The organism is Bradyrhizobium sacchari, assembly GCF_002068095.1.
GTDB classification, from domain to species: Bacteria; Pseudomonadota; Alphaproteobacteria; order Rhizobiales; family Xanthobacteraceae; genus Bradyrhizobium; species Bradyrhizobium sacchari.
This window is the reverse complement of sequence record NZ_LWIG01000023.1, coordinates 16,501-17,663: the sequence shown is the minus strand read 5'-3', so window position 1 is coordinate 17,663 and position 1,163 is coordinate 16,501. Positions and strand designations below refer to the sequence as shown.

The window sequence follows — 1,163 nt, the reverse complement described above, 5'->3', positions numbered from 1 at the left end:
TCTACGCCAACACCGTTGTTGCTAGAGGCACGCCCTGGCTCCAAAATACCGCCGCGACTTAATGGTTGCTACGGCATCTCACTTGCCCCCTACTGCTTCTTGATCAAACTCCACTTCGTGATCACGGCCTCGCTCATCTGGCCGGGATCACTGGCGCAGGCGACCTCATCGACCTTGACGGAGATTTCCTTGCCGACGAACGACTTCAGTTGCGCGGCCTGCGCGTCGCTGGAGGTGACGAGCTGGAAGGTCTCGGGGCCGGTCTCGAGGTTGCACAGCCCGTTCGGCGCCGGCAGGCGGCGCGGCTCGGAGGTGATCTGGTACATCGCAACGCGCTTGCCGGCATTCTTGACGTCGCGCACCTTCATTGCGTTCAATTCGCCCGAGAGCACGTCGCCGGTGTTGATCGGCTTGCCGGGCTTGGGGGCCGGCGGCGCCGCATCGTCCTGCTGCGCGGAGATCGCCGGTGTCACCAGCAGCATCATCGTCGCGGCCAAAGCCAAGCGTGTGGCGAAAAGTTTCGTCATGTCGTCCGTTCCGTGAGGTCTGTAGGATAGCTAGAACAGGGTCCGCTGCCGCATGGCGGCCGATAGCGTGCCCTCATCGAGATAATCAAGCTCGCCACCGACCGGCACACCATGGGCGAGGCGGGTTACTTTTACGTTGGCGTCCTGGAGCAGGTCGGTGATGTAGTGTGCCGTGGTCTGGCCGTCCACCGTCGCATTCAGCGCCAGGATGATCTCGTGCACCTCAGCGGCATGCGCACGCGCCACCAGCGCGTCGATGGTGAGGTCCTGCGGGCCGACGCCGTCGAGTGGCGACAAGGTCGCGCCCAGCACGTGGTAACGACCCTGGGTCGCGTTGGCGCGCTCCAGCGCCCAGAGATCGGCGACGTCGGCGACGACGACGATGATCGCGGGATCGCGCTTCGGGTCGGTGCAGACGGTGCAGGGATTTTGCGTGTCGATGTTGCCGCAGGTCTTGCAGACCTGAACCTTGTCCAGCGCGACCTGAAGAGCAGACGACAGCGGCATCATCAACGCTTCGCGCTTCTTGATCAGATGCAAGGCCGCGCGCCGCGCGGAACGCGGGCCAAGGCCGGGCAGCCGCGCGAGAAGCTGGACCAGCCGCTCGATCTCGGGACCTGCAACCGCGCCCATCTT

At 64.5% G+C, this 1,163-nt stretch carries 2 protein-coding genes; both read right to left on the bottom strand.

The annotated features are described in order from the left end of the window. Positions 1 to 89 precede the first annotated feature (89 nt). A complete protein-coding gene (locus A5906_RS23700) occupies positions 90 to 527 on the bottom strand; it encodes a hypothetical protein (RefSeq protein WP_080137714.1) in 438 nt (145 codons plus the stop codon). A gap of 30 nt (positions 528 to 557) precedes the next feature. Then, positions 558 to 1,160, bottom strand: a complete 603-nt coding sequence (gene recR / locus A5906_RS23695) for a recombination mediator RecR (RefSeq protein ID WP_027561562.1) — start codon at positions 1,158 to 1,160, stop codon at positions 558 to 560. Positions 1,161 to 1,163: the final 3 nt, after the last annotated feature.